The organism is Dactylosporangium thailandense (genome assembly GCF_059739745.1).
The window spans coordinates 2,128,233-2,142,096 of sequence record NZ_AP029195.1 but is presented as its reverse complement, the minus strand read 5'-3'; the positions used below and the strand labels follow the sequence as shown (position 1 = coordinate 2,142,096).

The 13,864-nt window shown below is 72.2% G+C and carries 11 protein-coding genes; 3 read left to right on the top strand and 8 right to left on the bottom strand.

The window, feature by feature from the left end; genetic code table 11:
- Positions 1-107 precede the first annotated feature (107 nt).
- On the top strand, positions 108-5,009 hold the full coding sequence (locus AC6JBM_RS09335) for a WD40 domain-containing protein (protein WP_497983191.1): 4,902 nt from the start codon (positions 108-110) through the stop codon (positions 5,007-5,009).
- 6 nt (positions 5,010-5,015) lie between these two features.
- Here the strand turns inward: AC6JBM_RS09335 and AC6JBM_RS09330 are convergent, their stop codons facing one another.
- On the bottom strand, positions 5,016-5,783 hold the full coding sequence (locus tag AC6JBM_RS09330; RefSeq protein WP_497983190.1) for a hypothetical protein: 768 nt from the start codon (positions 5,781-5,783) through the stop codon (positions 5,016-5,018).
- Between the two features lie 89 nt (positions 5,784-5,872).
- Entirely contained in the window at positions 5,873-6,577 is a 705-nt protein-coding gene (locus AC6JBM_RS09325) for a GNAT family N-acetyltransferase (RefSeq protein ID WP_497983189.1), read from the bottom strand.
- A gap of 64 nt (positions 6,578-6,641) precedes the next feature.
- Between AC6JBM_RS09325 and AC6JBM_RS09320 the strand changes: the two genes are divergently transcribed.
- Positions 6,642-7,298 carry a flavodoxin family protein gene (locus AC6JBM_RS09320; protein WP_497983188.1) on the top strand — a complete coding sequence of 219 codons (657 nt, stop codon included), beginning with the start codon at positions 6,642-6,644 and terminating at the stop codon, positions 7,296-7,298.
- On the opposite strand, the gene AC6JBM_RS09315 is transcribed toward AC6JBM_RS09320, so the two are convergent.
- From AC6JBM_RS09315 to AC6JBM_RS09290, 6 genes are read right to left on the bottom strand one after another with little or no spacing between them, the layout of a single operon-like run.
- Positions 7,241-7,777 (bottom strand): hypothetical protein, encoded by a 537-nt coding sequence (locus AC6JBM_RS09315; RefSeq protein ID WP_497983187.1) that lies wholly within the window; start codon positions 7,775-7,777, stop codon positions 7,241-7,243. The two genes, AC6JBM_RS09320 and AC6JBM_RS09315, sit on opposite strands and share 58 nt — an antisense overlap.
- Positions 7,767-8,159: a carboxymuconolactone decarboxylase family protein gene (locus AC6JBM_RS09310; RefSeq protein WP_497983186.1), complete on the bottom strand. Its 393-nt coding sequence runs from the start codon at positions 8,157-8,159 to the stop codon at positions 7,767-7,769. Before AC6JBM_RS09310 ends, AC6JBM_RS09315 begins: the two co-directional genes overlap by 11 nt.
- A gap of 3 nt (positions 8,160-8,162) precedes the next feature.
- Complete coding sequence (locus AC6JBM_RS09305) at positions 8,163-9,371, bottom strand: MFS transporter (protein ID WP_497983185.1); 1,209 nt, start codon at positions 9,369-9,371, stop codon at positions 8,163-8,165.
- Positions 9,372-9,378: 7 nt separating this feature from the next.
- A complete protein-coding gene (locus tag AC6JBM_RS09300; protein ID WP_350624091.1) occupies positions 9,379-9,891 on the bottom strand; it encodes an aromatic-ring-hydroxylating dioxygenase subunit beta in 513 nt (170 codons plus the stop codon).
- Positions 9,888-11,177: an aromatic ring-hydroxylating oxygenase subunit alpha gene (locus tag AC6JBM_RS09295; protein ID WP_497983184.1), complete on the bottom strand. Its 1,290-nt coding sequence runs from the start codon at positions 11,175-11,177 to the stop codon at positions 9,888-9,890. Before AC6JBM_RS09295 ends, AC6JBM_RS09300 begins: the two co-directional genes overlap by 4 nt.
- Complete coding sequence (locus AC6JBM_RS09290; RefSeq protein WP_497983183.1) at positions 11,149-12,339, bottom strand: glycosyltransferase; 1,191 nt, start codon at positions 12,337-12,339, stop codon at positions 11,149-11,151. Before AC6JBM_RS09290 ends, AC6JBM_RS09295 begins: the two co-directional genes overlap by 29 nt.
- 215 nt (positions 12,340-12,554) lie before the next feature.
- On the opposite strand from AC6JBM_RS09290, the gene AC6JBM_RS09285 reads away from it, so the two are divergent.
- The gene (locus AC6JBM_RS09285) at positions 12,555-13,829 is read left to right on the top strand and encodes a serine hydrolase domain-containing protein (protein WP_497983182.1); all 1,275 of its coding nucleotides are present in this window, start codon (positions 12,555-12,557) and stop codon (positions 13,827-13,829) included.
- Positions 13,830-13,864: the final 35 nt, after the last annotated feature.

Here is a 13,864-nt window from a genome sequence, read left to right as displayed (position 1 = left end):
GTTTGCGCGCTGTGCCCGCAAAGTCGCGTGCGGTATCACTGAGGAGTGGCGACTAGGGCGGGAGGTCCTTGGTGACGCCGACGGGACCAGAGTGGTCGATTGCCCGCGTGCTGGGCAAGAACGGCCCGGTGGGGCTGGCGTTTCCGGTCGACGACGTCCATCTCGTCACCTGCGCTCACGTGATCAACGCGGTGCTGAACCGTCCGGCCCGGGAGCCCGGGAAGCCGGACTCCGCCGACGTGGTCGTCACGTTCCCGTTCGCCGACGAGGACGGCGCCCCCGCGCAGCGGATCGCCAAGGTCGTCGGCTGGCTGCCGGGCAACGGCACCTTCGACCTCTTCGACCTCGCGCTGATCGAGGTCGTCGGGGGCTTGCCGGCCGGGGCCGCCCCGCTGCCCCTCGCCGCGGCCAGCACCGCCGGGCCCGTGCGCATGTGGGGGCCCACGCCCGGGCGCGCGAACGAGGGGCACGTCGGCGGCCAGATCATGGGCAGCACCGACCGGAGCCGCCTGCAGGTCGACCAGCCGACGGCCGGCACGTTCCGGGTCGGCCGCGGCTTCAGCGGCGGCCCCGCGTGGGACCCGGGGACCGGGCAGGTGGTCGGCGTCGTGCAGGCGGCCGGGGCCGAGGACACCGCCAACGACGTGTACATGATCAGCGCCGATGTCGTGCGCGGCCTCGTGGAGCGCTGCCTCGACCGGCCGGTGGCGGCCGGCCCGGCGGCCGCCGCGCCGTACATGGTCCGCCCGCGAAGCGGGCACGTGGTCGAGCGGATCGAGCTGCTCAACAGCGTGATCGACCTGCTGGAGCAGCAGGGGCCGGGCACCGTCGGCCTGACCACGGCGCTGCAGGGCGCGGGCGGGTTCGGCAAGACGACGACGGCCGAGGAGGTGTGCCGGTCACCGGCCGCGCAGCGGATGTTCCCGGGCGGCATCCTGTGGATCACCATCGGTGAGAGCGCCACCGGCGTCGAGCTCTCCGCGAAGATCAACGACCTCAGCGAGGCGCTGAGCGGCGTCCGGCCGGCGCTCACGGATCCGGAGCAGGCCGGCTTCCGGCTCGGGCAGCTGCTGGCCGACGAGCGCCGGCTCCTGGTGATCGACGACGTCTGGCAGGCCACCCAGCTCACGCCGTTCATGTTCGGCGGGCCCAACTGCTCGCGGCTCGTCACGACGAGGATCCACGCGGTCCTGCCGGACAACGCCCGCACCATCGTGGTCGACGCGATGCGCAACGCCGAGGCCCGCGAGATGCTGCAGGCCGGTGTCGGCAGCATTCCGCACCTGCTCCTCGACGACCTGCTCGCCGTGACCGGCCAGTGGCCCGTGCTGATGGGCCTGGTCAACGCCACCATCAGGAGCCTGATCCGCGGCGGCCGATCCCCGGCCGAGGCGGCCGACGTCACCGCCCGGCGCATCCGCGACCGCGGCCCGACCTCGCTCGATCTCACGAACCCGCGCCGCCGGGCCGAGGCGGTCGCCGCGACGCTCGAGGTCAGCCTGTCCGGCCTGTCGTCGGAGTACCTCGACCGCTACCTCGAGCTGGCGGTCTTCCCGGAGGACGTCGACATCACGCGAGCCACGCTCGTGTCGTTCTGGAAGGCGACCGGCGGACTGGCCGACTTCGACGTCGATCTCGTCTCGGCCCGGCTCGTCGACCTCTCGCTCGCACTGCCCGGCCGCGAGGACCGATCCGCGCTGCGGCTGCACGACGTGATCCGGACCTACCTGCGCCAGCGCGCCGGTGCCCGGCTCACGCAGATGAACCGGTTGCTGCTGGAGGGCGCCTGGAGCGAGATCCCGGCCGATCCGGTCTCGGGCGAGACCGGCTGGTGGCTGATTCCGGCCGCGAACCGCTACCTGTGGGATCAGCTCATCTACCACATGCGCGAGGCCGCACTGCCGCAGCTCGCCGTGTCGGTGCTGTGCGACCTGCGGTACGTGATGGCCAAGCTCGAGCACCGGGGCCCGGTGGCGCTCGAGTCGGACCTCACCGACTCCGGCGACCGGACGGTGGAGACCATGCGCCTGTGCGTGAGCCGCAACACGCACCTGCTCGTCGACGTGGAGCCGCGCAGCGCCCTCGTGTCGACGCTGCTGAGCCGGATGGCCGTGTACTCGGACCTGCGCAGCTTCGTCGCGGCCTACCAGGAGGACCGGGTCGAGCCGCTGACCCTGCCGAGCTGGCCCCTGCCGGACGAGCCCCATCCCGCCCTCGCGCGCACGATCCAGATCCAGGCCGACGTCGTCTCGCGGTGCTTCGCGGACCCGAGCCTGGCCTGGTTCGGGGTGCTCGCCTCGGACTCCGTCGTGCGGCTCTTCGACATGTCCACCGGCCAGCTCATCCACGCCCTCGTCGGGCACGACGCCGCCGTGCTCGACGTGGCCGCCAGCTTCGACGGCGCGCTGCTGGTGACGGCGAGCGCCGACGGCACGGCGAAGCTCTGGTCGACGCGGACCGGCGAGGCCCTGTGGACGGCCACGCAGAACGGCGTCGTCCCGTGCTGCGCCATCGCGCCCAACGGGCGCTGGTGCGTGACCGGCACCGACGACGGCGACGTCATCGTCCGCGACGCCGGCACCGGCATGCCGATGCAGCAGCTGAGCGCCTCGTTCCGGCGCATCACGAGCGTCGCCATCGCCCCGGACATGAGCTGGATCGTCACGGCCGCGGACTCGCGGGCGCGCATCTGGGACGTCGCGACCGGCGAGTGCCTCGCGACGCTGACCGACCACGAGGACGAGGTGTACCTCGCCGTCGTCTCCTCCGACGGGCGCTGGCTGGCCACGGCCTGCGCGGACGGCCGGGTCCGGCTGTGGGACGCGGAGACCTGGGAGCTGCGGCACGTCTTCAACGTGTTCCCGGCGACCTCCCGGTTCAGCGCGACGGTGGGCCGGCGCGGCGCGACGCTGGCGATCGCCAACGACTGCTCATGGCTGCTGACCGGATCGTCCGAGGGGACGGTCAGCATGTGGGACCTGACCGGCGGCACCGGCAAGGAGATCGCGACGCACCACGTCAGCACCATCAACACCTGCGCGATCAGCCCGGACGACACGTGGTTCCTCACCGCCGACGCCAACGGGCTGATCCAGATCACCGACGTGGAGACCGGCCACGCCGAGGAGCTGCTGCGCGGGCACCGCGCCGCGGTGAGCAGCTGCGTGATCACGGCCGACGGCGGTTCGGTGATCAGCGTCGGCGAGGACCGTTCGGCGCGCGTGTGGAAGGTCAAGTCGAGCCGCTCCCACGTCGTGCTCGCCGGCCACACCCGCGGCGTGCTCAGCTGCGGCTTCTCGCCGTCGGGCGCGACCCTGGTGTCGTCCGACAGCATGGGTACCGTCGCCGTGTGGGACCTGGGCACCATGCGCCGGACCAGGACGCTCACCAACGCCGGTGAGCGCGCCTCCTGCTGCCGCGTCTCCCCGTCGGGCGCGCTCGTCGTCGCCGCGTTCGACAGCGGGGCCGTGCGGGTGTGGTCCGCCGACACCGCGGAGCCGGTGCTGCAGCTGAACGTCAAGCACCACGGCGCCGTCACCTGCGCGGTGTCGGCGGACGACGCGCTCCTCGCGATCGGCTGCGCCGACGGTGTCACGCTCGTCTATACCCTTCCCGGCGGCCGGCTGCGCCACACGCTGAAGGGCCACGACGCCACCGTCAACGACTGCGCGTTCTCCCCCGACGCGGACCTGCTGGTGACGGCCTCGAGCGACGGGACGGCCCGGATCTGGAACGTCGAGCGCGGCAAGCGGATGCACGTCCTGAGCCACCACCAGGGCTGGGTGAGCTCGTGCGCGATCTCCGCCACCGGGCGGTGGCTGTTCACCGCCGGCGCCGACCACAAGGTCCGGTGCTACGACCTGAAGACGGGCGAGTACCAGCGCACGTACACCGGGCCGATCGGCCGGATCAACTCGTGTGACGTCAGCGTCGACATGCGGCTGTGCGCGGTCGGCGACGACGGCACGATGGTCGTGTGGAACGCCCGGACCGGCGTCATCATGCGGGCCCTGGAGGCGCACAGCGTCGCGGCGTACGCGTGCCGGTTCAGTCCCGACGGGCTGCAGGTGGCGACCGCGAGCCAGGACCACACGGTCCGGATCTGGGATGTCAGCAACGTGGGCGCGGGCGAGCACTCGCTCGGTCACGTGGGCGGCATCCGGGACTGCGCCAGCGGACCGGACGGCGCCTGGCTCGTCACGGCCGGCTCGGACCGGACGCTGCGGATGTGGAACACCGAGACCGCCGAGCAGCTGGTCAACCGCGAGTCCGGGCCGAGCGCCCTGCACTCGTGCGCGGTGTCGGCGGACGGCTCGGTCGTGCTCAGCGGCGGCGAGGACCGCAAGGGGCGGCTGTGGCAGGCCCGCGGGCTGCGGTTCGCCTCCGGGCTGGCCGGTCACAGCAGCCGCGTCACCGCGACGGCGGTGAGCGCCGACGGCCGGTTCGCGGCCACCGGGAGCGCCGATCACACGACCATCCTCTGGCGCGTCTCGGACCGCTCGCAGGTGCGCCGCCTGTTCGGGCACCGGGGTCCGATCAACGCGTGCGCCTTCACGGCCAGCGGCCGGTGGATCGCCACCGTCAGCGGTGACCGGACCGCGCGCATCTGGGACCCGAAGACGGGCGAGGAGCGGCACGTGCTGACCGGGCACGGGGCATCCGTGCTCGACTGCGCGGTCAGCCCCGGCGGAACGCTGCTGCTGACCAGCAGCGCCGACGGCACGGTGCTGGTCTGGGAGACGACGACGTTCACGCCCCTGGTCCAGCTGGTCGGTCACCTCGGCCCGGTCACCGGCTGCGACATCAGCGTGGACGGCCGCTGGGCGCTGACGTGCAGCGCCGACAGCACCATCCGCATCTGGGACGTGTTCACCGGCGAGTGCGTGAGCGGGCTGCGGGTCGAGCAGCCGCTGAGCGCCTGCTGCTGGCTGGACACCGAGCCGTATCCGCAGCTGTGCGCCGTGGGCGGAGCCGACCTCTACGTCTGCCGGTTCCGCCCCGCGGCGTGAGCGCGATCAGCAGCCCGGCAGGGTCCCGGCGCAGCGCTTGGCCGCCGCCGGGGCCAGGCTCCCGGCCAGGCCCGAGGAGTCGGTGCCGATGCTGGTGTCGTTGAGCCAGATCACGTAGTCGCCGCGGCGGGCGGCCACGATGTCGGCGGTCACCGAGATGCCGATGTCCGTGCTGCCGGTCATGCGCAGGCCCACCGACTCCTCGCCCAGGCCGGCCGGTGGCTGGGTCGCGGCGAGGGTGAACTTCACGCTGATGCCGGCGAGCTGCTGCTCGAAGCTCTTGCAGCCCTCGACCGTGCTCGCCAGCGCCTTGACGGCCTCGGTGGCCTGCCCGGCCGGGAAGCGGACGACGGCGTGGGTGAGGTACGGGCCCATCGCGCCCTTCGCGTACGTCACCGCGGCCGACACGGTCTCGTCGGTCGTCATCGGCTCCAGGGCGGGGCAGCCGGGGAAGCTGCCGCCGCCGATGCTCACCTTGCCGTTGTGGCTGCTCGCCACGGCCACGGGGGTGAACCCGCCGCCGGGGATGTCGGCGTCGGTGAGCAGCGCCGCGCGCAGGTCGTCGGCCGCGTTCGAGGTGTCGGCCGAAGCGCCGGGCGATGCGCCGGTGCCCGGGGCGCTGGGCGCCACCATCACGGGCTCGACCGAGGACGCCGCGGCCAGGCGGGCCATGCCGGTCAGGCGCACCGCCGTCTCCGCGCTCACGTGCTCGGAACAGCCGGTCAGGGCCAGGGCGCCGAGGAGCAGCAGCGCCGCCCCCTTCGTGCGATTCACCGCTCGTCTCCCTCCGGTCGGGGGCCTGTCAAGCCCGACCTTACGGAACCGACGAATGCGATGTGTCCGCAATTTCGGATTTGCGCGCCTTATGAGGGAATTCGATAGCCGTGGAACCGGACGGGACCGCGCACCACGAAGCCGAGCCGCTCGTAGACCCGGATCGCGCCGGCGTTCGCGGCGGCGACGTGCAGGAACACCCGCTCGCCCCGCGCGGCGATCCGGTCGGCGGCCGCCCGCACCAGGCGCGCGGCGAGCCCCCGGCCGCGGGCCTCCTCGGCGGTGCACACGCTGCTGATCTCGGTCCAGCCGGGCGGTCGCAGCCGCTCACCGGCCATCGCCACCAGCTCGCCCCGCGAGCGCACGCCGTAGAAGGCGCCCAGCTCGATGGTCCGCGGCCAGAAGGGCCCGGGACGGGTCCGCGCCGTGAGCGCCAGCATGTCCGGCACGTCGGCCGGTCCCAGCTCCACGACGCCGGGGTCCGGCCCCGGTGCGACCCGGTCGAGGATCATCTGGAAGCCGTCCAGCTCGAACACGGGCTCCCAGCCGCCGGGCGGTGTGACGGAGGCGCTGAAGAGGTCGGCGAACCCTCCGGGGCCGAGCAGCCGCGCCAGGTCCTCCCAGTCGGCCGCGCTCGGCTCGGGCGGCACGGAAGCGAAGGTGGCGACGCCGTCCGCGTAGGTCGCGGCCCGGCCCCGGCGGCGAGCGAGGTGCGCGTGCCGGCCCCGCAGCGACTCCCCGACCGGATCGTCGAGGACCGCGATGTCGTTGTGTCCGATACCGCGATGGTACACGTATCCGTGATGCTCGATTCCCGGTAGGTTGAGGCGCACCGAGCGGACAGGGGAGGCCCTTCGCGTGAAGATCGTTGCGTTGTCCTGCACCCAGAAGCGTCTTCCGTCGCTGACCGACGCGCTGCTCGAGGCGGCGATCACCGGCGTCGTCCGGGAGGTCGGCGACGCGGAGATCCAGCGGATTCGGCTGATCGACCACCGCATCGCGATGTGCGAGGGCGAGGACACCTGCCTTGATCCCGAGGTGGGCCGGTGCACGCTCGACGACGACTTCGAGCACGTGGTCGATCTGGCCGAGGGCGCGCAGGCGATGCTGCTCGCCATGCCGGTGTACGCGGGAAACGTCCCCGCGGTGCTGAAGATCTTCCAGGAGCGGCTGAAGAGCTTCATGAACGCCGGGCAGCGCCCGTTCGGCAACCTGCTGGTGGGGACGATCGTCCACTCGCGCACCATGCTGACCGAGCCCGCGCTGGGATCGTTGTTCCCATGGTACTTGCGCCTGCGGAACAAGAACGTGGCGTCGGCGTGCTTCACCCAGCACGAGCACCAGGACCTGACCCGCACCGCGGCGCACGATCTGTGCGTGGCCGTCGGCCGGCAACTCGGCATGACGCTCGACGGCAGCCGGTCGCCGGCCGCCAACCGCACGGCGCTGCCGCTGGTTCAGTCGCCGGCTCGTCCGAGATGCGGCGACCCGGCCCCGTCCGCTCCGGGATCGTGAGGGGATTCCGCGCGCCAGGTGCAGCCGTCGCCCGCCTGCTCGCAGGACACCGTGACCTCCGGCTCCACGTAGCGGGCGGCGATGGCGGTGTTGAGCTCCTGGCAGTACGGGCACGGTGAGGTGAACGTGAGCACGACGCCGGCGCGGGCGGCCCGTTTGCGGTACCGGAGAATCCCGCAGTCGGCGTTGCGCAGGACGGCGCCCGAGGGCCGGGGCTCGCTGGTCACCGCCGAGTCGTACAGCAACAGCTGATGCCGCAGCCGGGTCATGAAGTGATCCGTGGCGGACACCCCGGCGGGCCGCTGCGCCTCCAGCAGCTCCGCGGTGATGCGGGAGTTCGCCTGGATCCACGCGGCCAGGCCTTCTTCGCCGTGCTCGCCCAGGATGAACTCCTCCGCGGCCGCCTGGGCCTCGAAGAACCGCTGGCGCCACAGGTCGACCTTCTCGGCCGGGTCGAGGGGAGACGGCTCACCGGTCATGGTCCGCGTCCGTCCCGGTGGCGCCGTCGAGCTCGGCGAAGACCTCCTGGGCGACGCGCAGCCCGTTGTTGGCGACCGGCCAGCCACCGTAGTAGGCGAGCTGGATGATGACCTCGACGATCTTCTCCCGCGACATCCCGAGGTGCAGGGCGGCGCCGATGTGGCCGCGCAGCTCCCAGTCCGTCCGCGCCAGCGCGACCGCGCTCAGCGCGACCAGCTCGCGCTCCTCGACGCTCAGGTGCGGGCGGGTCCAGATCTCGCCGAACAGGTGGTCGACGGTGATCCGCAGGAACTCCGGGTAGGAGCCCGGGCGGGGTTCGCGGCCGAAGACCTGCTGGAACATGGCCTCCCCCCGCTCGTGCCGGGCAGACGGCTGCATCATCGATCAGCTCCTTCGCGTTGGCCGAACAGTTGTCAACGTCCACGACGCCACGAAGGCGACGGCCAGCAGCGCGGCGCCGCTGCCGAAGGCGGCCGGAACACTCATCCGCTCGGCGATGAGCCCGACGACGACCGGTCCGGCGACGGCGCCGACATCGGTACACATCGAGAAGACGGCGACGCCACTGCCGGCCCGGCCGGCGACGACGTCGCCGACCAGCGCGGCCGGTGCGGCGTTGAGCAGCGCCGATCCCGCCGCGTACACACTGAGCAGGGCGACGAGCCAGGCGTAGCTGTCCACGAGCGCCAAGGCGGTGATCGCCGCCGCGGCCACACCGGTCCCGGCGACCATGGCGGGCCGGCGACCGGCCCGATCGACCACCCGGCCGGCCGGCATGATCAGCAGCGCCTGCACGACGGCGGATATCGTGAACGCCCACCCGACCCACGTCACATCGTGCCGCCACGCCACGACCACGATGGGGACCAGCGCGCTGCGCAGCCCGAACAGGACCCATCCCTGCGCCAGCGCCGCGAGGCAGGCGACCAGGTAGCGCCGATCCCGCAGCAGGACCGGGAGCCGGGCCACGTCACGGCCGGGCTCCGCGCCGGCGGCCCGGCCGGTGCGCAGCACCGCCAGGGTCAGCACCGCGGCGGCCAGCAACAGCACGGTGTACACCACGAACGGCGCGGACAGGGCGATGAGCGCGAGGAGCCCGCCCAGTGCCGGTCCACAGACCCCGCCGAGCAGGAAACCCACTTCGAACACGGCGCTGGCCCGGCCCCGCTGGCCGGCCGGCGCGATCGCCAGGAGGGTCGCCAGCGCAGACACGGAGAACAGCACCGAGCCGACGCCGCCGAGGCTGCGGAACACGAGCAGCTGCCAGTAGGACCCGGCGAACGCCGTCAGGGCCGAGGAGACGGCACAGAGCAGCAGGCCGGCGACCAGGACACGCCGCTCCCCGAAACGCGTTGCCAGCCGGCCGCAGAACGGGCTGGTGACCAGGCGCATCAACGCGAACAGAGCGACCAGCGCGCCGATCTGCGTGGGCCCGGCCCCGAACGTCGCCGCGTACACCGGGAGCACCGGGAGCACCAGGCCCAGGCCCAGCATCACGCAGCCACCGACGACGCTGAGGACGTAGACCTCACGAGGAAGACCCGGCTGGGGGGCGGCAACGGGTGCAACGCTGCCGGGGACGGCCGTCGTCACTGCGCGGTCACAGGATGATGCTGAGCTTTCCGTGCTCGTACAACGTTTCGTGGTCGAGCACCACGACCCGTCGCCGAACCCGGAACGACTCGCCGTCGACGACGAGCTCGAGCCGGCACTTCCCGACGTAGGCGTCGGAGCGCCCGTGCCCGAACCGGTACACGATGAAGTTCGCCGCCACGTCGAGGTGCGTGCCCCGATCGGTCAGGATCTCCACGTTGCTGATCATCCGATTCGTCCGCGACCGAGGGTTCTCGCACCACACCTCGCCGTTGAGGAGCTGCTCGATCCGCTGGCGGAGCCGGGCGGCGTCGTCGTCGATGAGCCCGAGCGCATCGGCCGTCTCGCCGCGCACGTCGGTGGCCGGCACCCAGTAGCGGATGTCGTCGGTCAGCATCTCGTCGTACCACTCCCGCAGCCGCCACTCGTCCAGCAGCCGCGCCTCACGGAACAGGAACTGGCTCACCCGGTGCCACAACCGGACCCGGGCCGCCTCGTCGACCGTCAGCTCGATGGTCATCGTGCGACCTCGAGGTGACCGTCGTCGCCGTGCATCAGCCGGTCCCACTGCCGCCAGAACTCGCGGGCGGGCAGCTCGTCGGTCGTCTCCGGGACCGCCTTGTTCATCCCGCGCGACAGGTCCGAGTAGCGGACCGTGCGGTTGCGGTAGCCCCGCTGGCACGACTCGATGATCTCGATGTCGTCGGGGGTGGCGAAGCCGGCGGGGCCGAGGAACGTCAGGTAGTGGCTCTTGCGCAGTTCCCGGATGTCCGGATCCTCGTCCTTGGGGGCCAGGGCGACCGAGGTGATGGCCATCCGGCCGGCGTCCACCGGGTCGATCTTGCGGATGGTGATCGCGATCGCGTCGATGATCATCAGGTTGGGGAAGATCAGCAACGCGCGGTTGGTGCCGGTGATCCGCTCGGCGCGCTCGGGGCCGAACCGGTCGACGAACCGTGCGGCCGTCGCCTCGATCCGCGGCCGGACCTCGGTGCCGAACATCGGCGTCCAGTAGGCGAGCGGGCGGGCCGCGGCCGGCGGCAGCTCGTTGGCTCCATGGCCCAGTCCGAGGGCGCGGCCGAAGCCGCCTCGTCGTCGTGGTGGCACCGACCCCAGCGACTCCATGTAGCCGACGTAACGCTTGTGCAGGGCCCGGAAGTGGTAGATGTCGACGCTGTTCTCCATCATGAGCTTCCAGTTGGCCTGGGCCCCGTGCAGTTGCGCGCCCTGGATCACCTCCATCCCGGCCTCCGACTGGTCGTCGATCAGATCGAGGTACTCCGTCGCACCCGCCAGGTACTCGGTCAGGGTGCGCGGCTGCTCGGGATCGAAGGTGGCGAACACGAACCCGCGGTAGCTGTCACTGCGGTGCCGCGCCAGGCCGAAGTCCGCCTTGCGGAAGCCCGGCCCGTACCCGTCCGGGATCGGGACCCCGACCAGGTCGCCCTGGTTGGAGAACGTCCAGTCGTGATACGGGCACCGGAACGACCTGGCCTGCCCGGCCGGCTGCGAGCAGATCAGCGCCCCGCGGTGCGGGCAGCTGTTGGCGAACACCCGGATCGCCCCGTCGGACCCGCGCGCCATGACCACCGGGCGCCCGCCGACGTCGCGGGCCACGTAGGAACCCGGCGCGGGCACCTCCGACTCGTGCCCGACGTACAACCAGCAGCGATCGAAGATCCTGGTCATCTCCCGTGCGGCAAGGTCGTCGTCGGTGTAGGCGCGGCGATCCACCCGGAACGAGAGGCGCTCGAGATCATCGACCACGATCGGGTCGTCAACCGGCCGTTGCAGCTCGATCGTCACTGCTTCCCTTTCGCTGGAGCGTCTCGACCGTGCCGATGACCAGCTCGGCCGTGCGCACGGCGGAGTCGCCGCACTCCGGCTGCGCGGCCCGCAGCCGGGCCCGGTAGTCCCGGGCGGGATCGAGCAGATCGGCGACGGCGTCGGCGACCGCCTGCTCGGTGACGCCGGCCGGCTCCAACGCCGTGCCGAAGCCCGCGCTGCTCACGAAGTACGCCTGGACGGGCTGGTCCACCGCCAGCGGGATCACCAGCATCGGTGTCGCCGCCCGGATCGACTCCGCCACGGAGTTGTACCCGCCGTGGGTGACGAACACGTCGGCCCGCTCGAGCACCTCACGCTGCGGCAGGTAGGGGGCGGTGAGCACTTCGCCGGGCAGCGCGAGCTCCTCGGCGAGATCTCCCACCGCGGCGATCACCTGCGCGCCGGTCGCCGCCGCTCCGGTGATCACCGTGCGCAGCAGGTCCGGCCGCCGATAGAAGATCGTGCCGAAGGAGACGTACACCACCGGCCGGTCGGGGTCGATCCGGTCCAGGCCCGCGAAGGCGACCTCGTCGCCGCGGGTCCCCGCCGCACCCGGCAACCCGACCAGCTGCACACCGTCGTCGGTGACCCCGTCGTCTCCGACGAGGGCGGGAATCGTCGGCATCATGTTGAGGATCGGCGAACGCGCCGAATGGGTCCGAGTCGACCACAGCACCCCGTGCCTGGTCAGGTAGTCGCCGACCTGCTCGTCGTATGCCCAGCGGCCCCGTCGGTGCTCGCTCGGGCACACTCCGCCCAGGTTGGCCCAGATCATCCCGTACGGCACGCCGGAGGCCTGCACCCCGGCCATCGCCGACGCCGTGACCGGCAGCGAGTCGACGAGCACGAAGTCCGGCGCCGTCGCACGGATGGCGTCGGCCGTCTGGCCCGCCACCGGCGACGACTGGAGCATCGGGCCGATCTTCGCCGGGTCGCCGCTCCAGGGCGCCATCTCGACCTGCCCGATCGCGTGGACCTCCGTCGCGCCCAGGGCCCGGCGGCGCTGCTCGTCGAGCGAGCCACCGTCCGCGGACAACAGCAGCAGCGCGACCTCACTGCCGGCGGCTCGCAGCGCATTGACCACCGGAATGTACGGATTCAGGTGCCCGTGCTGAGTCGTGGTGAGGAGCGCGACGCGCATCGGATCTCCGATTCATCGAGAGAAGACGGCCAGCAACGAGTCGAGACGCGGCGCACGAATGGGCGCAGCGCCCCGCACGACGGCTCTACGCATTCGTCAGCATCAAAGCGTGCCGGGATGCGCACTCGATGTCAACGCCCCGCGACTGTCAGCTACGACAACCCCCGCTGAACGCGGCTCCGGCCGCGTCCAGTTTGGACGGCTAGGCTTCCGGCATGAGTGTGCGGTCCTTCATCGCCGCGGTCGAGCGCGACGTCGACGCGCTGCACAGCCTGGTGTTCCGCCGCGGCGGCGAGGTGGTGGCCGAGGGCGCCTGGCATCCGTACACCCTGGACACGCCCCACCGCCTGTTCTCGCTCAGCAAGAGCTTCACGAGCACCGCGGCCGGGTACGCGGTCGCCGAGGGGCTCCTCGACATCGACGAGCCGGTGGCGAAGTACTGCGACGGCCGCGGCGACCCGCGAATGCTCGTGCGGCACCTGCTCACGATGACGACCGGGCACGTGGTCGAGCCGCAGCCGTCCGGCGAGGACTGGCTCGAAACGTTCCTCGCCGCGCCGGTCGAGCGGGAGCCGGGCACCCACTGGCTCTACAACACTGCCGCCACCTACGCCCTGGGCGCGATCGTGCAGCGGCTCACGGGGCAGCGGCTGGTCGACTACCTGCGCCCGCGCCTGCTCGACCCGCTCGGCTTCGGGCCCGTCACGTGGGAGCGGTGCCCCCAGGGCCGCGACGTCGCCGGGTGGGGCCTGTCCGCACGGACCCACGAGGTCGCGCGATTCGGGCAGCTGTACCTGCACGATCCCGACGGCATCCTCCCGCCCGGCTGGGCCGAGCAGGCGACCCGGGCCCAGGCCGACAACGACGACGGCGGCGACCTGCCCGACTGGAACCAGGGTTACGGCTTCCAGTTCTGGCGCTGCCGCCACGACGCGTTCCGCGGCGACGGCGCGTTCGGCCAGTTCTGCGTCGTCATCCCCGAGCGCGACGCGGTGCTGGCGATGACCGGCGGCACGACGGACATGCAGCGCGTGCTCGACCTCGCGTGGGAGCACCTGCTCGACGACCTCGAGCCGTGCGACATCGGGCCCCTCGCGCTGCCGACCGTCCCCGGTGGACCGTCGACTGTGGAGGGACGGTTCGTGGTCGCCGAGCCGCGCCGGCACCGCTCGGGCGACTGGCGGCCCAGCCACGAGCACACGCCGACGATCCGCGCGGTGACGCTCGCCCCGGGCCGGGTCGTCATCGAGGACGCCTTCGGCACCCACGAGCACCCCTATGCCCACGACGCCTGGGTGCCCAACGGCGCCACGGCCGCGACGGGAGCCTGGAACGGCGACGCCTTCACGCTGCGGGTAGCCTATGTGGACGGACCGTTCATCCGGACGTACACCTGCGAACTCCACGGGGACGAGCTCGTCATCGACCCGAGCGACAACGTCTCCTTCGGCCCGACCGGCTATCCACGGGTGCGCGCCACCCGGGCGTGAGGGCCGGAACCTCCCGTACTTTCGGCTTGTTCGGA